General features: G+C 40.4%; 21 protein-coding genes and 1 pseudogene. 18 read left to right on the plus strand and 4 right to left on the minus strand.

From position 1 onward, the window contains the following. The first annotated feature begins 116 nt into the window (after positions 1-116). Positions 117-1,367 (plus strand): allantoate amidohydrolase, encoded by a 1,251-nt coding sequence (locus AC3WLU_RS08040; RefSeq protein ID WP_492597087.1) that lies wholly within the window; start codon positions 117-119, stop codon positions 1,365-1,367. 314 nt (positions 1,368-1,681) lie between these two features. On the opposite strand, the gene AC3WLU_RS08045 is transcribed toward AC3WLU_RS08040, so the two are convergent. Continuing rightward, positions 1,682-3,334, minus strand: coding sequence for a PucR family transcriptional regulator (locus AC3WLU_RS08045; protein ID WP_063577191.1), 1,653 nt, complete (start codon positions 3,332-3,334; stop codon positions 1,682-1,684). A 990-nt stretch (positions 3,335-4,324) separates the two neighbouring features. On the opposite strand from AC3WLU_RS08045, the gene AC3WLU_RS08050 reads away from it, so the two are divergent. The 7 genes from AC3WLU_RS08050 to AC3WLU_RS08080 all read left to right on the plus strand — a co-directional run bounded on the left by AC3WLU_RS08050 (position 4,325) and on the right by AC3WLU_RS08080 (position 13,529). Further along, positions 4,325-5,677: an allantoinase gene (locus tag AC3WLU_RS08050; RefSeq protein WP_034314938.1), complete on the plus strand. Its 1,353-nt coding sequence runs from the start codon at positions 4,325-4,327 to the stop codon at positions 5,675-5,677. 254 nt (positions 5,678-5,931) lie between these two features. Next, the gene (gene allE, locus AC3WLU_RS08055; protein WP_063577190.1) at positions 5,932-6,696 is read left to right on the plus strand and encodes a (S)-ureidoglycine aminohydrolase; all 765 of its coding nucleotides are present in this window, start codon (positions 5,932-5,934) and stop codon (positions 6,694-6,696) included. Positions 6,697-6,806: 110 nt separating this feature from the next. After that, on the plus strand, positions 6,807-7,190 hold the full coding sequence (locus AC3WLU_RS08060) for a cupin domain-containing protein (protein WP_194719361.1): 384 nt from the start codon (positions 6,807-6,809) through the stop codon (positions 7,188-7,190). A 203-nt stretch (positions 7,191-7,393) separates the two neighbouring features. Next, the gene (locus AC3WLU_RS08065) at positions 7,394-8,698 is read left to right on the plus strand and encodes a uracil/xanthine transporter (RefSeq protein ID WP_268564644.1); all 1,305 of its coding nucleotides are present in this window, start codon (positions 7,394-7,396) and stop codon (positions 8,696-8,698) included. A gap of 290 nt (positions 8,699-8,988) precedes the next feature. Further along, the gene (locus tag AC3WLU_RS08070; RefSeq protein ID WP_492597088.1) at positions 8,989-11,163 is read left to right on the plus strand and encodes a malate synthase G; all 2,175 of its coding nucleotides are present in this window, start codon (positions 8,989-8,991) and stop codon (positions 11,161-11,163) included. Positions 11,164-11,985: 822 nt separating this feature from the next. Beyond that, complete coding sequence (locus AC3WLU_RS08075) at positions 11,986-12,252, plus strand: hypothetical protein (protein WP_400450534.1); 267 nt, start codon at positions 11,986-11,988, stop codon at positions 12,250-12,252. Between the two features lie 14 nt (positions 12,253-12,266). Then, positions 12,267-13,529, plus strand: coding sequence for a pyridoxal-phosphate-dependent aminotransferase family protein (locus tag AC3WLU_RS08080; protein WP_492597089.1), 1,263 nt, complete (start codon positions 12,267-12,269; stop codon positions 13,527-13,529). A gap of 280 nt (positions 13,530-13,809) precedes the next feature. On the opposite strand, the gene AC3WLU_RS08085 is transcribed toward AC3WLU_RS08080, so the two are convergent. From AC3WLU_RS08085 to AC3WLU_RS08095, 3 genes and pseudogenes are all read right to left on the minus strand, one after another. Further along, the gene (locus AC3WLU_RS08085; RefSeq protein WP_098865937.1) at positions 13,810-14,256 is read right to left on the minus strand and encodes a PaaI family thioesterase; all 447 of its coding nucleotides are present in this window, start codon (positions 14,254-14,256) and stop codon (positions 13,810-13,812) included. A gap of 14 nt (positions 14,257-14,270) precedes the next feature. Then, positions 14,271-15,821, minus strand: coding sequence for a solute symporter family protein (locus AC3WLU_RS08090; RefSeq protein WP_492597090.1), 1,551 nt, complete (start codon positions 15,819-15,821; stop codon positions 14,271-14,273). Then, positions 15,818-16,039, minus strand: a pseudogene (locus AC3WLU_RS08095) (DUF485 domain-containing protein); the annotation flags it as partial. The gene AC3WLU_RS08090 and the pseudogene AC3WLU_RS08095, both read right to left, overlap by 4 nt. 377 nt (positions 16,040-16,416) lie before the next feature. Here AC3WLU_RS08095 and AC3WLU_RS08100 point away from each other — a divergent pair. The 10 genes from AC3WLU_RS08100 (at position 16,417) to AC3WLU_RS08145 (ending at position 22,852) form a co-directional block, all read left to right on the plus strand. Next, on the plus strand, positions 16,417-17,745 hold the full coding sequence (locus AC3WLU_RS08100) for a phenylacetate--CoA ligase family protein (RefSeq protein WP_492597091.1): 1,329 nt from the start codon (positions 16,417-16,419) through the stop codon (positions 17,743-17,745). Positions 17,746-17,766: 21 nt separating this feature from the next. After that, positions 17,767-17,907: a hypothetical protein gene (locus AC3WLU_RS08105; protein ID WP_230137799.1), complete on the plus strand. Its 141-nt coding sequence runs from the start codon at positions 17,767-17,769 to the stop codon at positions 17,905-17,907. A gap of 49 nt (positions 17,908-17,956) precedes the next feature. Beyond that, positions 17,957-18,196 carry a ferredoxin gene (locus AC3WLU_RS08110; RefSeq protein ID WP_057275712.1) on the plus strand — a complete coding sequence of 80 codons (240 nt, stop codon included), beginning with the start codon at positions 17,957-17,959 and terminating at the stop codon, positions 18,194-18,196. Between the two features lie 126 nt (positions 18,197-18,322). Continuing rightward, positions 18,323-19,279, plus strand: a complete 957-nt coding sequence (gene paaA, locus AC3WLU_RS08115; RefSeq protein ID WP_063577181.1) for a 1,2-phenylacetyl-CoA epoxidase subunit PaaA — start codon at positions 18,323-18,325, stop codon at positions 19,277-19,279. Between the two features lie 18 nt (positions 19,280-19,297). Continuing rightward, positions 19,298-19,657: a 1,2-phenylacetyl-CoA epoxidase subunit PaaB gene (gene paaB, locus AC3WLU_RS08120; RefSeq protein WP_034314912.1), complete on the plus strand. Its 360-nt coding sequence runs from the start codon at positions 19,298-19,300 to the stop codon at positions 19,655-19,657. After that, positions 19,647-20,447, plus strand: a complete 801-nt coding sequence (gene paaC, locus AC3WLU_RS08125; protein ID WP_057275713.1) for a 1,2-phenylacetyl-CoA epoxidase subunit PaaC — start codon at positions 19,647-19,649, stop codon at positions 20,445-20,447. Before paaB ends, paaC begins: the two co-directional genes overlap by 11 nt. Before the next feature lie 24 nt (positions 20,448-20,471). Continuing rightward, positions 20,472-20,969 carry a 1,2-phenylacetyl-CoA epoxidase subunit PaaD gene (gene paaD / locus AC3WLU_RS08130; protein WP_057275714.1) on the plus strand — a complete coding sequence of 166 codons (498 nt, stop codon included), beginning with the start codon at positions 20,472-20,474 and terminating at the stop codon, positions 20,967-20,969. A gap of 20 nt (positions 20,970-20,989) precedes the next feature. Then, positions 20,990-21,295 carry an EthD family reductase gene (locus AC3WLU_RS08135; RefSeq protein ID WP_492597092.1) on the plus strand — a complete coding sequence of 102 codons (306 nt, stop codon included), beginning with the start codon at positions 20,990-20,992 and terminating at the stop codon, positions 21,293-21,295. After that, the gene (locus tag AC3WLU_RS08140; RefSeq protein WP_034314902.1) at positions 21,292-22,068 is read left to right on the plus strand and encodes an enoyl-CoA hydratase/isomerase family protein; all 777 of its coding nucleotides are present in this window, start codon (positions 21,292-21,294) and stop codon (positions 22,066-22,068) included. The genes AC3WLU_RS08135 and AC3WLU_RS08140 overlap by 4 nt, the downstream gene beginning before the upstream one ends. Positions 22,069-22,078: 10 nt before the next feature. Continuing rightward, positions 22,079-22,852: an enoyl-CoA hydratase-related protein gene (locus tag AC3WLU_RS08145; protein WP_063577177.1), complete on the plus strand. Its 774-nt coding sequence runs from the start codon at positions 22,079-22,081 to the stop codon at positions 22,850-22,852. Positions 22,853-22,861 lie beyond the last annotated feature (9 nt).

Here is a 22,861-nt window from a genome sequence, read left to right on the forward strand (position 1 = left end):
AGAATTCCTATTGAGCAAAGACTAAATAAAGTGTTAATATGACTTTGCATATTAAGTAACTGGATTTAAATAACAAAAATTTTACTTAGAGATTAAATTGGCAGGGAAGTGATCGATTGGTTAAACTTCAGAAGGATGTTGATGCTATAAGAATCAACACTAGAACCGAAGAACTTGCTGCTTGTTCATCCACAACTGTTGGTGTCACTAGACTACCTTTCACAGTGGAAAGTTTAAAAGCAGAAAGTCTAGTTGAAGAGTGGATGAAAGCAGCTGGGATGACGGTAAGAAAAGATGCTCTTAATAATATAATCGGACGTTATGAAGGGAAAGATCCTACAGCTCCAGTTTTAATGATTGGTTCACATTTAGATAGCGTGATTGAAGCAGGTAAATATGATGGGATTCTAGGAGTTATAACTGGAATAGAAGTTGTTCAAACTCTTAAGGATAATGGCATTATATTATGCAATCCAATCGAAGTGGTAGGTTTTTGTGATGAGGAAGGAGTAAGGTTTCACTCAACTTTCCTTGGTAGTAAAGCGATTGCAGGAACTTTTACTGCTGAAGATTTAGAAAGAGCAGATGAACAAGGAATAACAATTGCTGAAGCGTTAAAAGGAATTGGTATTGCTGACCCATATGCTTATAAAGACGCTAGTCGTACTCCAGAAGAACTTCTCGCTTATTTGGAACTTCATATCGAACAGGGGCCTGTGCTTGAGAAGGAGAATGAACCTGTCGGCATAGTTCGTGGGATTGCTGGTGCTACAAGATTTTATTTTGAAATTATCGGGAAACCTGGACATGCAGGGACAGTTCCTGTTGCCCTTAGACAAGATGCGCTTTTAGGAGCTAGTGATCTCATTTCCTACATTGAGAACATCGCTATCCAAAATGAACCATTAGTGGCGACCATCGGAAAACTTACTGTAAGTCCGGGTGCTAGTAATGTAATACCTGGCCTTGTAACAGGAACGCTGGATATCCGTGATTTAAATGTGGAGCGTAAGAAAAAAGCTATTGATGCCATATTAACTGAAGGTGAAAGAGTAGCAAAAGCTAGAGGACTCCAAATTCATTTTGAACAGGTCATGGAAGCTGATCCTGTATACTGTGATGTACAATTGATTAAAGTAATCGAGGAGTCCATTAGCGAATTGGATGGCAGTCCTATCAGTCTTGTAAGCGGTGCTGGTCACGATGCAATGGCTATGGCGGAGGTAACGAATGTTGCAATGATTTTCGTTCGTTGTAAAGATGGTCTCAGTCATCACCCAGATGAATTCGTGACTGTAGAAGATATGGGTGCAGGAGCTAGAGTCCTTTACTCTACAGTGATTAAGATAGCCACAAAACAATATTGAGGAACTTATAAGTTTTAGCTATCAACTAAAAGAGAACTTACAAAAAAACTCGTGATCCGACTGTATCGGAACACGAGTTTTTTCAAAATGAATACATTTCAATTATAGGACAAAGATCCTTCATTCGATGAAACAGTCATGCGTATCGACAATGATCCAATGTAATTTAAAAAAGCCACTGAAATTCCTGAATTCCTTAATCCAAGACACTTCCAGAAAATAAAGTCGAGATTTACTCTTTATATTGATCTCTGTCTGCGTGGAGCAGTTTACCTTCAGTCAATATCTGCTTTAGTAGTGATTACAATAACTTATTAATCACTATTACCCCTGAAAATTGAACTCATGAGTAAAGCTATACGTAAATGAAGTGAGTTTTTTGCATCATGAACGGAATAATTCAACATGTCCTCACATTTGGCAATTCGGTATTTAACGGTATTACGGTGAACAAACAGTTTCCTGGATGTAATAGCAAGTTCACAATTATTATCCAAATATACCAATAAGGTATTAACTAAGTCTTTTTCATCTTTATTTTTCGGGTAGGATAAAGAACGTAAAGTATTTTCATAAAATTTTTTTAAATCTTTTTCGGGAATTAACCGAATCAGTTCGATTAATTGCTTGGTCTCGTAAAAGTTGATAAATTTATTTTGAAACAGTTCAGCCCCATTTGTCCATGCTTCCACTGCCTCTTCGTATGTAAGGTGGATATAGGTAAGGTCATTAGAAAAGTTACCAACTCCAAACGACAACGAAATTTTTAGATTTGAATAAGCCTCATTCTGGAACTCCTTCAGCCTTTCTTCTATTATGCTTTTAATCGAATCATTAATATTCAGAGGAGCTTGCATCAAAATTACAAAATATCCATCTTTCATAAAAACGATGTTGTTAGTATCTATTTTTAAAAATGATTTATGTAAAAATTTATATAAATAGTCGTATAATCTATTCATTATGTCTGCACTTTTTTGTAAAGCGTTTTGTTTATCATCATCAATCTTACATACAATGCATACGTATTTCATATTGTCGATTAAGCCATGCTGTTTTCCCCTATGAATAATTTCTTGTTTGTTAGAAATCTTTCCATCAACAAGGGAAGCAAAAAAGTTATTTTCTAACAAACGACTGTTTTCTCTAATAGCCTCGTTTTTAAGCAGCGTGAATGAAATGACTGTTGATGCTTGTTCTATAGCTAATTGTGAAGATGGGTATGAAAGCTTCTCAGGGTGAAGAATTAATAGAAAATAGGGATAGGGACGCATTGTTTTCACCCGAAACATTTTTATAGAAATGTCCGTATTTTGGATGTCGATAGTAAGCTGGTTTTTCTCTAGGTATGTTTCTATATCACGTTTAATTTGTTCTTGAACATTTTTCATAACGATTTTCATATTTCCTGTACGAAAATGATGAGAAAAGGATGTCACATCACCAATAGGATCAAGTAGGAGAACAGGACATTTTAATAGGGAGCCAAGATTTTCAATTAAAGAATTCAGACTGTAGCCTTTTATCATCATATTGGTAAATTCCTTGTGAATATGCATCGCATAGAATAACTCTTCAATTTGGTTATCCCATATAAAGCTTAATAATTGATGAGCAACCGCACCTAATGTTAATGTCTCTGGAATTTGAATAATTGGAAATTCTAATGAATCGGCCAATTCGATTACATCCTGCGGGATCTCATCAATGAATCTTTTAAGTTTAATGGCAATCCCTGCACATGGAAGTTCATTAATTTGGGAAATGAGATTGCATAATGCATGGGGGTCGTTTTTAAAAGCGTATCCTGTTGTCAATAATAGGGAGTTCTTAGCTAAAAAATTGATGGCATCTGGTGTTTCTGAAATCTCAATTGATTCTACTTTCCTTTTAAGTCCGGCATGTCCAGCAATAATTTTGGCTTCTTGAAACACATCAACGATAAATAAATCTTCTACCTTTTTCATCATACACCTTCTAATTCTACATTTTGTCAGTTTTTATTACTAGAAAGGGAAGCAAACGAATTTTGTTAAATTTGGACAAAAATTTAAATGGAAATTGTTTACATCGCATAATGATTTTGTGAATGAATCCGCTTATAATCAATTGTATAGAGGATTGAAGGTTAATGAAACTGTTTTCAAAATTTTTTTTACATTCCATTAATTATCTATAGAAACTATATTTATATTTTGAAGCGCATAAAATCCGCCAGTTTTTGCCTGCTCTCAAGCTATTATTTGCTCTATCATTTTTCTCAGGTACGATGCTCGCATTCGTTCATCTATATTGTTTTTGTTTAAGGCTGTTCGCCGCATACTTTGTTGCTATTTACGAAGTAGTGCAGTGTGTTTGATTTCCCCTCCAGGTGCTCGCTTTCCTTGGTGCGGGCGCTGAGCCTCCTCGGCGTAAACGCCTGTGGGGTCTCACCTGTCCCGCTGCTCCCGCAGGAGTCTCGCACTTCCGCTCCAATCAACCTAAAATAGTTTCGTTTTAAAAACAACAATCTTTACGAAAGAACCTTGTTTAAAAAGCGCAACAGAAACGAGAGGATGTGGTTAAAGGGGCTTAATTGATGGAAACGTGAAATAGTCAGGAAAAGAGTCCGAATATTAAAAAATGGATCGGTGTTGACGGCCTTGGTGAGGGTGCCGTACAAAACAAGATAACAGCCAAGGCTGCGCATCTCGCTTCCTGTCTTCATAAAGGTGGATGCGATTAAGTTGGGGAAATGGATTGTAAGTTTCATTCCAATATTGCTTGATAGAAGTTTTAGCGGAATCTACTAAATCTCAAAACGATGTTCAGAAAGTAATAGTTGTATTTAATTCGGAATATATACGATTTCAGTTGTAGAAAGCAAGATGTTCGTCTCTTCATTATGCAACTTGTAAAAGAGGATTCTCCTTAAAAGTTTTTATTAAATTTGATTTCCCACAGAAAGGAATGAACCTATGGCTACATATGATTTACTCATTAGAAATGGAAATCTTGTAATGTTTGATTCGATTGTTCAAGGAGATATTGCAATTAAGGAAGGGAAAATTAAAGAAGTGACTATTGGCAAAAATATTGATGCTTTAGCAACAAGAGAAATTAATGCTGAGGGGCAGCACATCCTCCCAGGATTAATTGATACTCATGTTCATTTCAACGAGCCAGGCAGAACTGAGTGGGAGGGTGTTCAAACTGGTAGCAGAAGTTTAGCGGCAGGTGGGGTGACAACCTATTTTGATATGCCATTGAACAGTACACCACCAACAATCAATAAAGAATATTTGGCATTAAAGAGAGCTTGCTCCGAAGAAAAGTCGGTAGTCAATTGCCGCTTTTGGGGTGGACTTATACCGGAAAATATTGAGAATATTAAGGAACTTGATGAAAATGGAGTAATTGGATTTAAAGCTTTTATGTCACCGAGCGGAATTGTCGATTTCAATCATGTCGATGATAGTACGATTTTTAAAGGGATGAGAGAAATTGCCTCTGTTGGTTCACTTTTAGCCGTTCATGCTGAAAGTACAGTGATTTGTGATCAGCTTGCACAAGAAAAACAAAGACAAAAAAAGACGACTGCAAAGGACTTCGTCGAATCAAGACCGATAATTTCCGAAATTGAAGCGGTAAGAAGAATAATTTCATATGCAGAAGCTACAGGGTGTAAACTGCATATTGTTCATGCGAGCAGCCGCAAAGTAGTGGAAGTCATCAATCAGGCAAAACAAAGAGGCCTGGATATTACGGTAGAAACATGCCCTCATTATTTATCTTTGACATTAAAAGACTTAGAGGAAAAAGGCGGGTTGGCAAAATGCTGCCCTCCACTGCGTGATGATGAAGAAGTGGAACAATTATGGGAAGCTGTAGCAAACGGTGAAATTGACGTAATAGCATCCGACCATTCACCAGCACCTGCCTCTATGAAAGAAGTAATAAATGATGACTTTTTCAGTGCCTGGGGCGGGATTTCCGGTGCCCAATCTACGCTCAATATTATGTTGACAGAGGGGCATTTCAACCGTAATCTTCCTCTGGGGAAAATTGTTGAATTAACATCAACGAATCCAGCTAAGTTATTTGGCCTTTATCCCCATAAAGGGATAATAGCCGTTGATAGCGACGCTGATCTGGCGATAGTTAATCTGAACAAAAGCTTCGAGCTGAAAAAGGAAGATTTGTTCTACCGCCATCAGCAGTCGCCTTATGTTGGCAGGACATTCAAAGGGCAAGTAACAACAACGATTGTCAATGGGGATATTGTTTTTGAAAATGGAAGCATTACCACTGTGGAAAAAATTAAAATCTAGATTGTTAAGCATAAAGGACTGGAGAAAATCTTTTTATCTATAATGAACAAAAATATAAAACGTTTTTATCAATTAGGCATAAAGACTAATTAAATGAAAGCGGTTAGTATTTATATAAGGGACTTAATTGTTTCTAACACAAGCTAATAATATATGAAAAGAAGCTACGATTATAAGTTGATTTATAGCGGGAAATGGGCACACCATGAGTCACATATTTCAAATAAAATACGATTAAAAGGAGAGTTTAAAAGATGGGTTATCCTAAAGATTTATTAGCAAGCAGATCAATAATTGAGCACGGTAAATATGCGTTAATTGCACCTGAAGGATTGGTTAATAATGTTATTCCGGGATTTGAGAATTGTATCATTTCCATTTTGGGTTCTCCAAAGCTTGGAGCAAGCTTTGTCGATTACATTGTGACAATGCAAAAGGATGGAAAGAACAGCGAGGGGTTTGGTGGACAAGAAGATGTTGAGACATTTGTCTATGTTATTGAAGGGAAAATAAAAGCTGCTGCAGGTGAACAAGAGTTTGTCCTCGATGAAAGCGGTTATTTATATTGTCCGCCCGGAACAAAGATGTATTTAGAAAACCAATCGGATGGAGATTCTAAACTTTTCCTATATAAGCAAAAGTATCGTCCGCTTGAAGGACGGAGGCCATGGGTTCATTCAAACCATGCGAACAACATCGAATTCAGGATTTATGATGATATGCATAATGTCCATCTTAAGGATCTTTTGCCTGCTGATATAGATTTTGATATGAATTTTCATATTCTTTCCTTTGATCCTGCTGCATCTCATCCATTCATCGAAACACATGTGCAAGAACATGGAGCCTACTTACTCTCGGGAGAAGGGATGTATAATCTGGATAATCAGTGGGTTCCTGTAAAGAAAGGAGATTACATTTTTATGGGTCCATATGTACATCAAGCAGCCTATGCGGTAGGCAGAGAAAGTTTAACATATGTTTACTCTAAAGATTGTAATCGTGATGCATCCTTGTAAAAGGTCACATCATATAGAAGAAATGAGTAGATGACAACTTCAAGAGATTTAATGCGGGCAGAATTGTATTTTAGGGAGATGACCATTAAATATAAAAGAGGTGCTGAGGTATGGACCAGAATGTAATTTTGAACAAAAAGTCGATAATAGAGGAAAGAGTTTTTGAAATCGATAAGATAGCAAAATTCGATTCTAATGCACCACAAAAAAATTATTTCTATGAAACGGATAAAACTGTTGGGGCAGTTTGGTGTCTTGAACCTGAGCAGGAAGTATATTTACATTCCCATTCGAATGTTGATGATATTTGGGTCTGCATTGAGGGGGAAGGAACATACTTCCCTGACCTAGAGAATGAGATCACGATCAGGAAAGGAATGGTAGTATTGGCCAAGCCTAATCAAATTCATGGAATGCGAAATACAGGAAACAGCCGATTCATGTTTGTAGGCTTTGCTGCAGGGGCATTGCCTATGGATATAACAAGATATTAAAAAAATGCTAAGTTTATTAAACATTACAAAATAATTTAAGTTTCTTCTTTTAAAAAACAAAAAAGTGATTAAGGCGAAGCGATTGTAGTGAAGACAGCGCTTCGCTTATATTTTTATTATTTTGTAATTTCTACGATTGGCTTCCTTAAAACTAGAAAACAGATTTTATAAAAATCCAGAAATCGGAAATGGTGATGATTAAGATGAAACAGCAAGGAGTTACTGTAACATTATTCTCCTCTTTACAGTGGCTTTTTTTTATTTTTGCCAATACGGTTGTCGTACCAATTTCTGTAGGAGCAGCATTCCAGCTTCCTACAGAAACGATTGAAATGACGATAAGGTGCTCCTTTATCTTTACCGGAATATCCTGTATTCTGCAGGCATGGGTTGGGCATCGTTATCCATTATTGGACAGCCATTCAGGGCTAATGTGGGGTCTGATGATAAATATGGGCATCTCTGCATCTGCACTCGGATTGGATTTTGAAACCGTAGGGGGAGGTATTGCAACAGGTATTTTGCTGGCTGGAGCTGTAACCGTACTGCTTGCGGCATTTAACCTGATTTATATCATACAAAAAGTAATTAAGCCGATGGTGATAAGTGTTTATATATTTTTACTGACCTTTCAGCTCATCTTTATTTTCTTCAAAGGTATGTTTAAAATAACCGAAAGTGGAACAATTGATCTTCCTGTCAGTTTGTTTTCAATCTTGATTGTCATCTTCGTCGGCTTTTTAAGGATTAAAGGAGGAAAAATACTAGGCAATTTCTCAATCCTGATCGGAATTATCGTAGGGTGGTCATTATATCGAATTATTTTCCCTTCAGATCTTCCGACGGCTAGCTCTTCAGGTATGGCATTCACTTTCTTTCCCCTTGGAACTCCAAACTTGAATATTGGTATTATTTTTGTTTCCTTTTTTGCTGTCCTTCTGAATTTAACGAATTCTTTCGCTTCTATTCAAGCTGTTGCAGATGTTTACAAGGAAAAGGTGGAACATAGTCAATACAGGAGATCTATTTTTGTAACAGGTATTTTTGCGTTTATCACTTCGATTTTTGGCTTGGTCCCTTTTACACCATTTACATCTACGATTGGTTTTTTACAAAGTACCAAGTTATTCAAACGAAAGCCATTCATTATAAGCGGATTTTTGTTTACTCTCCTTGGAGTTATTCCTCCATTAGGGAGATTCTTAGGAACAATACCATTAACAATAGGTAACGCTGTTTTATTTGTCGCATACCTTCAATTGTTCGGGACCGCATTAAACAGTCTGAAAGGAACGTTATTCAACTCTGAAACGATACTCCGTTTAGCAGGGCCGGTCCTAGTTGGAGTTAGCATTATGAACATCCCGCCAGCATTATTCGGCAGTATACCTGTCCTCTTGCAGCCTTTCATTACAAATGGTCTCATTATGGGTGTCATTATATCGATCTTTTTGGAGAAATTCATTAATTGGAATAAATTAATGAATAAGTTGGAGGTCGGGCAGTAACCGATCTATCTACCTGGAAATGGAAACACAAAGTGATTATTTTTTAAAAAATGGGCTTTCATTTTGCGAGTGAAGAAAAAAAGGTGTTCATACCATACTGACTATATTTGACATCTCTAACGATAAACTTGAAATTGATTATAAGAAAACAAAACAATAAATTTGAGAACTTGAAATCGAAAACAAACTAAGTATTGAACCCGTTCAAAGGGAGGAGAGATCACCTGGTTTAAGATAATTATCTCGGCGTATGCCGGGAGTCAACCTAATTTTTAGAGGAGGAATACATCATGGGAGAATATGTGAAAGTAGGTAATCTTCAAGTGGCTTCGGTACTTTTTGAATTTATCAATAAAGATGGGCTGCCTGGAAGCGGACTGAATCAGGAACAATTTTGGGTTGATTTTGAAAAATTGGTACATGACATGTCTCCAAAAAACAAAAAATTATTAGCTCGTCGTGATGAAATTCAAACCAATATCAATACATGGCACAGGGAAAATAAAGAGATTGACTTTGCTGAATATAAAACATTTTTACAAGAAATTGGCTATCTCGAACCTGAAGGAGAAGACTTTCATATTACCACAGAAGGGGTAGATGATGAAATTGCCTTCCAAGCCGGTCCGCAGCTAGTTGTCCCGGTTGATAATGCTCGTTATGCTATTAACGCTTCAAATGCAAGGTGGGGAAGCCTTTATAATGCCCTATATGGTACAGATGTTATTAGCGAAAAAGAAGGAGCCTACCGAGAAGGGAGCTACAATGAAGTACGCGGTGGAGAAGTCATTTCATTTGCAAAGGATTTTCTTGATCAAGTAACTCCTTTAAAGGATCATTCACATAAAGACGCCGTGAAATATACAGTAGTAGATGGAAAATTAGCTGTTACACTCAGAAATGGAGAAATTACGAGTTTAGTAGAGGAATCTAAGCTAGTTGGCAATCAAGGTGAATACGGAAATCCATCGGCGATATTATTAAAAAATAATGGGTTGCATTTTGAAATTCAGATTGATAGAAGTCACCCGATCGGTAAAAAAGATAAAGCAGGCGTTAAGGACATTCTAATGGAATCTACTCTTACGACAATTATGGATTGTGAGGATTCTGTTGCGGCAGTGGATGCTGATGATAAAGTCCTGGTCTATCGAAATTGGTTAGGTCTTATGAGGGGGGATCTGGCTGTAACCTTCAAAAAGGATAATAAAATGATGACACGTACAATGAACCCGGATCGTTTATACAGGGCACCAAATGGAGAAGAATTCTCTTTACCTGGTCGTTCACTTATGTTTGTCCGTAACGTGGGACATTTAATGACCACAAACGCAGTCCTGGATGCAAATGGTGAGGAGATTCCTGAAGGGATTATGGATACAGTCATGACTAGTTTACTTGCCAAACATTCCTTGTTGGGGAATGGTAAATATCAAAATTCATCTAAAGGATCAGTTTATATCGTTAAGCCAAAAATGCATGGATCCGAAGAGGTGGCTTTTGCCAATGAGCTCTTTGATCGTGTGGAAGACATGCTTGGTCTACAGCGAAATACACTGAAAATTGGTGTTATGGACGAAGAACGTCGAACTTCATTGAACTTGAAAGCTTGTATCCGCCAAGTTAAAGAAAGGGTGGCATTTATTAATACAGGGTTCTTAGATCGAACGGGAGACGAAATTCATACTTCTATGGAAGCTGGACCTATGATCCTCAAAAATAACATGAAAGGATCAAAATGGCTACAAGGTTATGAAAAATCGAATGTCAATGTAGGTCTGGCAACCGGTTTTCAAGGTCGAGCTCAAATTGGTAAGGGAATGTGGGCAATACCTGACATGATGGCGGAAATGCTAACGCAAAAGATTGGCCATCTGAAAGCGGGGGCGAATACAGCATGGGTGCCTTCACCGACTGCAGCGACATTGCATGCTCTTCATTATCATCAAGTGGATGTAAAAAAGGTGCAAGATGAGTTGAAAAAGAATCCAGTAAATTTACGTGATGATATTTTGGAAATCCCGGTGGCTCAAAACCCCGAATGGAGTCCGGAAGAAATTCAGCAGGAGCTGGATAACAATGCCCAAGGTATCCTCGGTTATGTTGTACGTTGGGTAGAACAAGGAATTGGTTGTTCCAAAGTACCAGATATCAACAATGTAGGGTTGATGGAAGACCGTGCCACACTAAGAATTTCGAGTCAGCATATCGCTAACTGGCTTCACCACGGAATTTGTACAAAAGGACAGGTTTTGGAAACTTTACAACGAATGGCTAAAGTAGTGGATGAACAAAACCGTGGAGATTCAGCCTATCAATGTATCGCGGATAATTACGACAGCTCAGTGGCGTTTCAAGCGGCATGCGACCTAGTGTTTCAAGGCTATAACCAACCAAGTGGGTATACTGAGCCTATCCTGCATCGACGACGCATTGAAGCGAAGAAAAATAAGTGTAAACATTAAGTGAATTCTGGGGCATCAGACCAACCAGGATGCAATGTTTAGCATAGTGCCATATCTTAACTTCTACCAGTGATTCATACGGGGCTTCGGATTAAAATAAGTGATTAATCGATAAAATGGGGGAACAAGTGATTACGATTACTTGTTCCCCATTTTGGTCTAATTCTTTATAAAAAGAAAAAGCAAATAAAACATATGTGAATTAGATGTAACAAGATTAGACATCATCTTTTTAGGTTCGCAGTCCATCAAAAGTTAATTTGGCCGGAATAAGTAGAACTAGTATCTTAATTTATCAAAAATACCAGTCAATATGATGAGGAGCTGCCTATAACAAAAGTTCTTTTGATCATAGAAATCTGTATATATACACATTATTGGTTGTCTTTCAGTTGGTTATTTTGCACAAAAAAGCATCGAAATACTAACAGAATTGTCAATGAAGTTAAATGCGAAAGCAAGTAAAATAATAGATGACATAAATTTTGTGAATGTTCATGACATCAAAGGCTAATGCGAAGGGAAGCGATATAATGGGCAATCATAACGAAAAATTAATAGATGAAAAGGATGATGTTACGTTCGCTGATAGAAGGGTTAGCATTTTTCGGGGCAACAGAGAGTAATGGAGTGACCCGGATATTATATTCCAAGGAAAGGATGAGCACTCAGCAGGCAATGAAAGCTGAGGATGGGAAAAAACTTACTACATATTTTGATAGTGTATGCTTTAGGGCGTCCCTCCGGTGGAATCATTCCGACCAGTTCCCATATGGAAACGGACAAGGGTGGGGCGTCACCGCCTTTATACGGTGAAAATCATTGGTAAGAGTGATCATGCGGGCACCACTCCCATTCATAAAGGAAGGATGCTGTCGTCTGGCTTCCGAATTCAATGTTCTGAATGGCATCGGAGAGGAAGAGGTTTTTGAAAGGTTTTGTAAGGACATTTTCGACTCTCGATTCCCTGGCAAAGAAAGCGGAAATGAAATTGGGGTTTCACAATCGATGGATGTCAAACCTGTTGCGATGGATATGGATCAGGGAATCGGATTTTTGAATGAAATACTTTATAAAATAGCCTATTGAAGGAGTTGGTAAAAATGGCATATACAGAATTGAATGCACCGATGAGAACGATCATGACACCAGGACCGGTCGAAGTTGACCCGCGTGTTTTAAGGGCGATGAGCACACCGATATTAGGGCAATTCGATCTTGCATTCACCACTATCATGAATGAAGTGATGGAAATGCTGCGTTTGGTTTTTCAAACGAAAAATAAATGGGCGTTCCCGATAGATGGCACCTCAAGATCCGGTAATGAAGCGATTCTATGCAGCATCATTGAGCCGGGGGATAAGGTCCTGGTTCCTATATTCGGAAGGTTCGGTCATTTATTGGTGGAAATCTGTGAGCGATACGGAGCTGAAGTCCATACGATGGAATGTCCTTGGGGAGAAGTGTTCGAACCGCAAGCAGTCATTGCGGAAATCAAGAAAGTCTCCCCAAAAATAACAGCAATCGTGCATGGGGAAACCTCCACTGGTTGTATGCAGCCTTTGAAGGAAATCGGGCGGGCCTGCCGTGAATTGGGTGTCCTGCTTGTTGTGGATGCGGTTGCCTCCATCGGGGGCACCGATGTTAAGGTGGATGAATGGTGTATTGATGGATTGATAGGAGGGACACAAAAATGCTTGTCCGTTCCTTCCGGTATGGCACCGATTACGTATAATGAGCGAATAGAAGAAATCATCCAGTCCCGCAAAAAGGTGGAACGTGGTATTGCCACAGATGAAGACAACCAACAGGTTTCGCTCAGCCGTCCAATCGCCAGTAACTATTTCGATTTAAGCATGCTGCAGGATTATTGGGGACCGCGTCGTTTGAATCATCATACAGAAGCAACTTCCATGATTTATGCGTTACGTGAAGGATTGCGCCTTGTGCTCGAAGAAGGTCTGGAAACTCGCTTTGCCCGTCATGAACTCCATGAAGCTGCTCTCGTTGAAGGGATCAAGGCAATGGGACTAATGTTATTCGGGGATGGGAAAAACAAACTTCCGTGTGTAACTTGCATTGAAATTCCAAAAGGAATCGATGGTGAAGCTGTAAGAGACATGCTGTTGAATGAATTTGGCATCGAAATCGCTTCCTCATTTGGTCCGCTTCACGGGAAAATCTGGAGAATCGGGACCATGGGATTCAGTTGCAGGAAAGAAAACATCCTGTTTGTATTGGGCTCCTTGGAAGCTGTCCTTTTGCGCCAGGGGTTTCAAGTTAATCGGGGAGAGGCTTTGCAGGCTGCGCTGGATGTATATGTAGGAAAGAAGGAGAAAATGGTAGCATCACAAGAGTCTCTTTGAATAATGGATGTCCATGTGGATTTCAGCAAATCTGGCCATGATCATCGGGAAGGCAAAGAGGGAAAATCGCTTATCAGACGGATGGGATAAGTGAACGGGAGTGCGGCGAGTCGTTAATCGTGATAGGTAACAGTATTACGGTCAATAACTAGAAGAAGGGTTATAAAATAGGGGAGGGGGGATTCCAATCGGGAATCCCCCTTTTTTTTCTACGTATCCTTGGAAAATCAAGGGAGAGGAAACCGGACTTATGGATTGCATGTCCGCTTTCAAACGTTACTTATTCAACTTGGTCAACGAAATATTGATTTTTCCTGAATACCATCGCTTCCATGGTTGCAATCAATTCCCTTTCATTTAACACGTCTATTTTATACCAGGCCAGTTTATGGTTTTTCTTGATCTCTTTCGCTCTGGCAGTTAAAGTTTCACCCCGTTTGCCAGCTGATAAGAAATTGATGTTGTTTGAAACGCCAACCGCTACTTTGCCATATGAATTGCTGGCTGCTGCGAAAACGTAATCAGCAAGTGAAAAGATAATGGCACCATGAACCGTTCCGTGGCTATTTAGCATGTGGTCACTTGGAATCAATTCTGCTTCCGCTGTGCCGGGACCGAGTTTCGTCAATCTCATCCCTAGAAAAGAAGCATATGGTTCGTCGACCAGTACTTGTTTGATTTCATCGTAATGCAATTCGTGAATATCCTTATCTAAATGTGCGGTCATGGAAATCCCCCTTATTAATGGTCTTTTGCTGAATTTATCCCATATCCGGTGTTTGATTTGAACAGTACTTCAGCAAACCTGTTTTCCTTATCTTTTGCCTTTGACAAGATTGTGCCTAAATAAGCTCCAATAAAGCCGAGCGGCACGGTGAAAATGGTCGGGTTGCTCATCGTGAAGAGAGGATCGCCCGTGAAAATCCGCATTCCAGGTTCCGGATTCCATACATTGGGGCTAAGCATGACCAGTATGATGGAGCTGAGTAAACCGAATGACATTCCTGTGATCGCTCCGGTAGAGTTGAAGCGTTTCCAATATATTGTGCAAAGGATGATCGGTAAATTGGCACTGGCAGCAATCCCAAGCGCGAGGACTGAAAGAAAAGCGACATTCATTGATTGTGCGAATAAAGCAAGTAGAATCGAAATGACCGCTACGCCGACAGAAGCCAATCGGGCGACGAGTACTTGCTGTACTCCCGTAATATTTCCATCCTTGATGATTTCACCATATATATCATGTGCAAAAGCGGATGCCGACGTTAAAACAAGGCCTGATACAACCAGTAAAATCGTGGCAAATGCTACAGCAGAAACGAATGCGAATAAAAATTCACCGCCTATGGTTAATGCAAGTAATGGAGCGGCCATGTTTCCAGCTGGGTTTGCATCGACGATCCGCTCAAACCCGACGAAAGATGCAGCCCCGAAACCAAGGAAAATCGTCATGATGAAAAATACCCCTATAAACCATGTGGAATATACGACGGATTTCCTTGTAGTAGCTGCGTCCTTTACTGTAAAGAAGCGGACGAGTAAATGCGGAAGGCCGGCTGCTCCAAGGACAAGCGACATATTGAATGAAATCATGTCGAGTCCATCGGTGTATTTATTTCCTGGATCCAAAAAATCCTTTCCGAGCGGTGTTGCAGTTTGGACATGATGAAACATTTCTGAAATGTTGAAATTAAAACGCGAAAATACGATGAACGTCAACACGCTAGAACCGCCTAGCAAGAGCACTGCTTTGGTGATCTGCACCCAGCTTGTCGCTGTCATCCCTCCGAAAATCACATAAATCGTCATCAGTACACCGACAAGCAGAACGGATAGCCAATAATCGATGCCGAGCAAGAGTTTAATTAATCCTCCTGCACCGACAAGTTGGGCAATCATGTAAAAGATTGAAATGACAAGTGTGTTAGCCGCAGCTATCCCTCGCACTTTTTTTGATTTGAAGCGTGCTGAAATCATATCTGCCAGCGTAAACTTACCTAGATTGCGTAGTGGTTCCGACACTAGATACAATAAGACAAGAAAGGCAACAAGGTTCCCGATGCTCATGTAAAAGCCATCAAAACCAATCAGTGCGATTGCCCCCGTAATTCGGAGGAAAGATGCAGCTGACATAAAGTCACCTGCCACGGCTAATCCATTCTGCCATGCTGTCAATCCGCCGCCGGCCGTATAAAAATCACTGGCATTTTTCGTCTTCTTAGAAGAGTAATAGGTTATAGTAAGCTTTAACAAGATGATGCCCCAAAAAAGCGTGAGGGATAAAAGGCTCATTCGCCAAGCTCCATCTCATATTTATTCAAGATTTTTTTTGCCATCTTGTCGTACTTCGCTGCTTTTTTTATCCATACGACGGCAAATTGGAGGAGTGCGTATACCCAAGCCCAAGTAATATGGAAGAAGGCTTCGCCTTTCAGCACTTCGCTATAAGCAGCTAAAATTGGCAGAACAAAATAAAAAGCAAGAAAGAGGAGAGTGACAGGTACATGAAAGCTTTTTCCTTTGGATTAGTTCCTTGAATTCTTCCGTTTCAATTAATTTACGATACTTATTTTCTCTGTCATGTCCTGATGGTGAATGCCCAGTTTTTAGCCTGTGATTCCATAGTAATCCCCCCTTTTAATATAGTACGTTTTTAAAACGAGTGTTTGATAAAATGATATATCATTGTTAAAATTAACATAGTCTGAAAATTTAGTAAATTGGTATTTTGTCTATTCAGTCATTTTACCTGAATTATAAAAACATGATTGACAACGTAGAAATGACGTATTAATCTTGAACTAAATCATAACAATAATTTATTCTCCGTTTTATTACTGTTATGAATGTCGGTGGGACAATAGTAAAATTGAGGGGGACTGAAAAAATGTACAATCCGGAAGTTGAAACGGCTTCGCGTGCTGAAATGGAAAGTTTACAAATGGCACGCCTTAAAAAAACGATTAGCCATGTTTATGAAAATGTACCTTATTACAGAGAAAAGTTTAGGGAGATGGGCCTGGAACCAGAAGATATTCAAACTCTAAACGATGTGATAAAGCTTCCCTTTACAAAAAAACAGACGCTTCGTGATCAGTATCCATTCGGTTTATTTGCCGTTCCGATGGAGGATGTAACACGCATTCATGGTTCATCCGGAACGAGCGGAAAGCCTACAATTGTCGGGTATACGAAAAATGATTTGGAAATCTGGGCAACAATCGTCGCACGTGGAATTGTAGCTGCAGGAGGCCGCAAGTCAGATATTTTCCATAACGCATATGGATATGGTCTGTTTACAGGGGGCCTGGGCTTGCATTGTGGGGCAGAAAAGCTAGGGGTTGCGACAGTACCCATTTCAGGGGGGAATACCGATAGGCAGATTACGATCATCAATGACTTTAAACCGCGAGGCATTTGCGGAACCCCTACTTATATTTTGAATATCGCTGAAAAGATGGAAGAGATGGGAATTGATCCTGCTGATAATGGGCTTGAGTACGGAATTTTCGGAGCTGAGCCATGGTCGGAGGCAATGAGGGCAACACTTGAGAGGAAACTGAAATTGAAAGCCATCGATATTTACGGATTGAGTGAAATCATGGGGCCGGGAGTTGCGATTGAATGTCATGAAGCACAGGATGGACTGCATATCGCAGAAGACCATTTTCTTGTCGAGGTCATTAACCCGGACACGCTTGAACCGGTTGAGGACGGCGAAGATGGGGAACTTGTATTCACCAGCCTTACAAAGGAAGCGTTTCCAATCATTCGTTACCGTACAGGGGACATCGCCTCAATTACACATGAACCGTGTAAATGCGGGCGTACGACAACTAGAATGTCCCGTGTTAAGGGCAGAACGGATGATATGATCATAGTCAGGGGAGTGAATGTATTTCCATCTGAAATAGAGCGTGTGTTATTCCAAATGGAGGGAATTGTGCCGCACTATCAGATTCATCTCGTTAAGAAGGGAAATATGGATGGTGTTGAACTGCACATTGAAATTGAAAGCAGTTTCTACAAAGAGATTGAAGAAGACTTAACGCATGGGAATGTAGAGATATTAAGGAAAACGATTCAGCATCATTTGAAATCCGCATGTCTTGTCACGATGGATATTGTTGTCAACATCCCAAAAAGCATTCCCCGTTCAGAAGGAAAAGCGATTCGTGTCGTTGATAAGCGGAAGGATGAAGTCATTCGTTTGTAAATTCCATGCTCATGAATATGGATGTGGAAACCGGACGATTCTGTCGTTCAGTTCTTTCCAGCTGAAGTATCGATTGGAATAAGTGGAGCTGAAGAAATCGAACAAGTAAACGCCATACATAAAGCGGATGGAATCGTGTTTAAATATGGGTTTATCTCTTAATGGAAGAGAAGATGGAGCCAATCATGAAATGGAGAAGGAGGAGGGCCTCTTGTCAAAATATACAGTTGTGGATCAAGAAACCTGCATTGCATGCGGTGCATGCGGTGCCGCTGCACCAGAAATCTTTGATTACAATGATGAGGGAGTGGCATTTGTCATCCTGGATGAAAATGAAGGAACTGCAGAGGTCCCGGAAGGTTTCTTTGATGATTTGGATGATGCGGTGGAGGGTTGTCCGACAGATTCCATCAAAGTGGAAACTTCGCCCTTTAAAGTTTTAGTGGATTAAAAGATTCAAAGAAACCCAGAAAATTTCCTTTTATTTAAAAAAAGACAGAATAGTCTTGCATTAAGTATAACAGTAAAATATAATAACGTTATATAAACGTTATATTTGAAAAAAGAGGTGGTTTGGATGAACGTTCTTTTAAATGATATGGCAGGGGAAGAAAAGCTAAATCAATTCATTGCCAGAATCGAAGCGGGAGAAAAGATAGAGGCGGATGATTGGATGCCGGAAGAATACCGGGGCACTTTAATCAAATTAATATCGATGCATGGAATCAGTGAAATCATGGGGGCGCTTCCAGAAAAGGAATGGGTACCTAAAGCCCCGACCTTAAATAGGAAACTTGGAATCATGGCAAAGGTGCAGGATGAAATGGGGCATGGGCAATTATTGCTTCGCGTCGCCGAGGATTTGCTAAAGCCTTACAGTAAAAAACGGGATGACCTCATGCAAGATTTGTTTAAAGGAGATTTAAAGTTTCATAATGTTTTCCATATGGAAGCCAAATCCTGGGGCGATGCTGGATTGATTGGCTGGCTGGTTGATGGTGCAGCCATCATTTCCCAGACGAACATGCTTGGTGCCTCATACGGGCCTTATGCCCGGGCATTACAGAGGATTTGCGCGGAAGAAGTTTTTCACGCGCAGCATGGTGAAGCGATAATCATGGCTTTGGCTGAAGGGACGGAAGAACAAAGGAAATTGGTTCAAGACTCCATCAATTATTGGTGGGAATCTTTATTACTTTTCTTTGGACCTCCCAGTAAGAATGAAGTGGGCACATCCAAACAGGATATAACGATTAAGTACAAAATCAGAACCAGTACGAATGAAGAACTTCGACAAGCTTTTTTTTCCAAATATGTGAAGCGGATTCTTTCGCTTGGCTTCAGCATTCCAGATGAATCGCTTAGGTTTGACAAAGAGTCTGAAACCTGGATTTACCAACAACCCGATTGGGGGAAATTGAAGGTGTTCGCAAGGAATGAAGGTCCCCGTTCGCAGGATCGCTTAAGTCTTCGAAGAAATTCTTATGAAAAAAATAAATGGGTACGCGAGGCATTGGCGCCAAAGGTCATTTAAGGGAGGGGGAAGGACGATATGGAAACTAGACAAGGAAATTACTTTGAAGAATTTGAAGTATTCAGCCGTAAAACGCAATCATCACCCGTTCAATACCACTTCAGCCTGCTCGCCCCGAATGAGGATATCGCCATCATGATGGCACAAGAAAACTTCATGAGACGTGAAGCGGTTGATGATATCTGGGTCGTGAAAAGACGGAATATACGGAAAATGACGGCCGAGGAAAAGAAAACGCTTCAACGTATCGATAATAAAGACTACAGGACCACAAAAGGGTACGGGTATTTAAAGAAAAAATGGCGGAAGTATGAGCAGGGAATGCTCGATGAAAAAGAGATAATGTCTTGGGCTGGAGGTGTGAAAAATGAGGAATGAATCATTGAAGGACATCGCAATCAAGGAATTGCTGCTTCAACTGGCAGACGATGACTTCATCCATTCATACCGTGGTGCAGAATGGTTGGGACTCGCACCGCATATCGAAGAAGATGTTGCATCCGCCTCGATATCCCAAGACACGATGGGGCATGCAGCTATTTATTATAAGTTACTTGATGAACTCGGAGAAGGGGATGCGGATAAGCTGGCTCATGACCGTCCCGCCAAGGAACGGCGCAATGCGATCATTCTCGAATTGGTCAATGGTCCTGGTCACTATATGAAAGACCCGGATTATGATTGGGCGTTTGCGGTAGTGCGGAATTATTTTTATACCCAAGCCAAAGCAATTAAGGTTCAATCCCTTCATTCATGTTCATATGAACCGCTTGCTGAAGTGGCACAAAAGGTACAGATGGAACTTTACTATCATTTGATGCACTGGAAAACCTGGTTCGTCCAATTGCTGGGATCTGGTCATTTGGAAGCGGTTTCGAGAATGAAAGCGGCGATCGGGAAAACAATGCCCGATTTTGCTGGCGTATTTTCACTTGGACAATATGGGGAGGAAATGGTGGAACTCGGCTTGATAGAGGGCGAAGCTGTTTTACAGAAAAAGTGGATCGAGGCCATCACACCAATTTTTGAAAGTGTCGGCTTGGCAGCAACGATTCAAATAGGGATGGCAAGAGGTGATGGCCGCAATGGCCAGCATACGGAAGATTTGGAAAAGGCGCTAGAAACGTTAAGCGAAGTATACGCAAGCGATAAAGCAGCTTCATGGTGAATCAATAGAAAGGGGAGGGGTACCATGGCGACCGTACAGTTAAACACAGAAGAAATATATAGGCTCCTGGAAGACGTTAAAGATCCCGAAATCGATACAGTAAGTATTCTGGATTTAGGGATGGTCCAAGACGTGACGGTTTCGGGCCAGGACGTTTCGGTAAAAATGCTGCCAACTTTTCTTGGGTGCCCGGCATTGTCGATCATTCAAAAAAATGTGGAAACAGCCCTTAAACAGCTGCCTGCCGTAAAAAATGTAAGTGTGGAATTTTTACGTTCCCCTTCCTGGACATCCGATCGAATTACGGAAAAGGGGAAAGCTGGATTGAAGGTTTTCGGAATCTCCCCTCCTCCTCGACAAATGAAAAGTGATGGATCATGGCATGTGGATTGCCCATATTGTGAATCGACATATGTCACGATGGAAAATATCTTCGGTCCAACGGCCTGCCGCAGCATTTTATATTGTAAGGCATGCAAAAATCCGTTCGAAGCGATGAAACCGATGATAAAAATAATCTAATAAAATGGAGGTTTTCTAAAATGGTAAAACTAATCGCCCTTTATAAACAACCTGAAAACAGGGAAGAATTCGATGAGCACTACTTCAATGTACATGGTCCGATAACGGAAAAAATTCCTGGTCTTCAAAAAATGGAGGTCACTAAAATTGTAGGGACCCCAATGGGCAAAGACTCTGAGTACTACATTCTTTGTGAAATGTATTATGAAGACCATGATGCATTGCAACAAGGAATGCGTTCCCCGGAAGGAAAAGCATCAGGGAAAGACCTAATGGGCTTTGCCGGGAAACTTGTAACGATGATGATCGGTGAAGAAATAAAATGAATGCGCTTCAATTCATCGAAACGTCAATCTCGGATGGAATTGGTTATATCTCTTTAAATCGGCCTAAGCAACTTAATGCCCTTAACAGGATAATGGTTAGGGAAATAGTTTCAACCATGGAAGAATTCGACCGGGACCCGCAAGTGAAGGTGATTTTGCTATCGGGCAATGGAAAAGCATTTTCCGCTGGAGCTGATATTGACGAGATGGTGAACGATGATCCAATCAGTATGGAGTTAACGAACCAATTTGCCGATTGGGACCGAATAAGCCTAGTCAAGAAGCCTGTGATTGGTGCGGTGAAAAGTTTTGTATTCGGCGGCGGTTTTGAACTTGCTTTATCCTGTGATTTCCTGATTGCCGCCAGCGATACCCAGTTTTCCTTTCCTGAAGTGACACTAGGGGTCATGCCTGGTGCAGGGGGGACCCAAAGGTTGACGAAATTGGTAGGCAAGACGAAGGCACTTGAATGGATATTGACGGCTGAAAGGATAAAAGCAAAGACAGCCCTGCAATATGGTTTCATTAATAAGATCGTCGCACCTGAATTGTTAATGGAAGAATCGGTTGACTTTGCTAGAAAGATAGCAAAGCAACCCCCGTTAGCTGTAAGGCTGATCAAAGAATCCATCAATAAGGCCGTTGATTATCCCTTAAATGAGGGCATGCAATTTGAACGGAAAAATTTCTATATCCTTTTCGCATCAGAGGACCAAAAAGAAGGAATGAAAGCATTTGTTGAAAAAAGAGAGCCAAAATTCACAGGCGGATAAGGGGTGCTCTATGTACGAAACGATCAAATATAGGGTTGAAAATGGAGTTGCTTGGCTTACTTTGAACCGTCCTGATAAACTAAATGCCTTTACGTCCCAAATGAATAAGGAAATACAGAAAGCGATCAAAATATCCGCGGGGGCAGATGAAGTCCGGGCCATTATCATTACTGGGGAAGGCAGGGCATTTTGTTCGGGGCAGGATTTATCGGATGTTGATGAGGGCATGAATTTAGGCCAGAAGCTGCGTGAGGATTACGGTCCGATGATGGAGCAAATAGCAAACTGTGAAAAACCGATTATTGCAGGAGTCAATGGGGTGGCTGCAGGTGCTGGCTTCAGCCTGGCGCTGGCGTGCGATTTTCGGCTTGTTTCTGAAAAAGCCAGTTTTTTAAATGCTTTTGTCAATATTGGATTGATTCCTGATTCGGGGAATCTGTATTACCTTTCGCGAATCGTTGGTCATGCGAAAGCCCTGGAATTATCTTTATTGGGCGAAAAGGTTACGGCTGGCGAGGCGAAAAATATCGGGCTCGCTACAAAAGTGATCGGTTTGGATGAGTGGAACGAGCAATTGAAAGCCTTTGCAGAGAATATCGCAAACAAACCAACGAAGGCAATCGGATTAATCAAAAGATACTTAGAGGCGTCCTATCATCTTTCATTGGAAGAATACTTAAAAGAAGAAGCGGAGGGTCAGCGCATTGCTGGCTTAACGAAGGATTATGCAGAAGGTGTGACAGCATTCACTGAAAAAAGGAAAGCTCAATTCATAGGCAAGTAATATAGAAAA

This window comes from Peribacillus sp. FW305-BF15, from assembly GCF_058783805.1.

Coding starts and splice junctions, on each gene's coding strand:
- AC3WLU_RS08045 (WP_063577191.1), bottom strand. CDS start 3,334: ATGAAAAAGGTAGAAGATTTATTTATCGTTGATGTGTTTCAAGAAGCC.
- AC3WLU_RS08050 (WP_034314938.1), top strand. CDS start 4,325: ATGGCTACATATGATTTACTCATTAGAAATGGAAATCTTGTAATGTTT.
- allE (WP_063577190.1), top strand. CDS start 5,932: ATGGGTTATCCTAAAGATTTATTAGCAAGCAGATCAATAATTGAGCAC.
- AC3WLU_RS08060 (WP_194719361.1), top strand. CDS start 6,807: ATGGACCAGAATGTAATTTTGAACAAAAAGTCGATAATAGAGGAAAGA.
- AC3WLU_RS08065 (WP_268564644.1), top strand. CDS start 7,394: ATGAAACAGCAAGGAGTTACTGTAACATTATTCTCCTCTTTACAGTGG.
- AC3WLU_RS08070 (WP_492597088.1), top strand. CDS start 8,989: ATGGGAGAATATGTGAAAGTAGGTAATCTTCAAGTGGCTTCGGTACTT.
- AC3WLU_RS08080 (WP_492597089.1), top strand. CDS start 12,267: ATGGCATATACAGAATTGAATGCACCGATGAGAACGATCATGACACCA.
- AC3WLU_RS08085 (WP_098865937.1), bottom strand. CDS start 14,256: ATGACCGCACATTTAGATAAGGATATTCACGAATTGCATTACGATGAA.
- AC3WLU_RS08090 (WP_492597090.1), bottom strand. CDS start 15,821: ATGAGCCTTTTATCCCTCACGCTTTTTTGGGGCATCATCTTGTTAAAG.
- AC3WLU_RS08100 (WP_492597091.1), top strand. CDS start 16,417: ATGTACAATCCGGAAGTTGAAACGGCTTCGCGTGCTGAAATGGAAAGT.
- AC3WLU_RS08105 (WP_230137799.1), top strand. CDS start 17,767: ATGTGGAAACCGGACGATTCTGTCGTTCAGTTCTTTCCAGCTGAAGTA.
- paaA (WP_063577181.1), top strand. CDS start 18,323: ATGAACGTTCTTTTAAATGATATGGCAGGGGAAGAAAAGCTAAATCAA.
- paaB (WP_034314912.1), top strand. CDS start 19,298: ATGGAAACTAGACAAGGAAATTACTTTGAAGAATTTGAAGTATTCAGC.
- paaC (WP_057275713.1), top strand. CDS start 19,647: ATGAGGAATGAATCATTGAAGGACATCGCAATCAAGGAATTGCTGCTT.
- paaD (WP_057275714.1), top strand. CDS start 20,472: ATGGCGACCGTACAGTTAAACACAGAAGAAATATATAGGCTCCTGGAA.
- AC3WLU_RS08135 (WP_492597092.1), top strand. CDS start 20,990: ATGGTAAAACTAATCGCCCTTTATAAACAACCTGAAAACAGGGAAGAA.
- AC3WLU_RS08140 (WP_034314902.1), top strand. CDS start 21,292: ATGAATGCGCTTCAATTCATCGAAACGTCAATCTCGGATGGAATTGGT.
- AC3WLU_RS08145 (WP_063577177.1), top strand. CDS start 22,079: ATGTACGAAACGATCAAATATAGGGTTGAAAATGGAGTTGCTTGGCTT.